This is a genomic window from Pseudomonas sp. PME37.24/025 (genome assembly GCF_055556615.1).
The window spans coordinates 1-234 of sequence record NZ_JBVHNK010000489.1 but is presented as its reverse complement, the minus strand read 5'-3'; the positions used below and the strand labels follow the sequence as shown (position 1 = coordinate 234).

At 64.1% G+C, this 234-nt stretch carries 1 protein-coding gene; it reads right to left on the bottom strand.

The genetic code is table 11. The features are described from left to right. Positions 1 to 29: 29 nt before the first annotated feature. On the bottom strand, positions 30 to 234 hold a 205-nt coding region (locus ACZ3HH_RS31185), incomplete at its 5' end, for a hypothetical protein (RefSeq protein ID WP_465810603.1).

Below are 234 nucleotides of genomic sequence, written 5' to 3'. Positions count from 1 at the left end.
GAACAGCTCATTCCGCGGCGACGATGCGTTTAACCCAAAAACAGCGACGCGAATGCGGAGGGCCGCCGCTCCACAGCCTTCGGCTTGTGCTCGACCGCCGGATGCAGCGCCGGCAATTGCAGCACGCTGACGCGCTGCCCCTCGACCAGCTGGGTCACCAGCACATGGCTCCCGTCGGGGAATTCGACCGCGTCATGATGTCGATCCGGAACGTCGGGCTCGACTTCGTTGAAC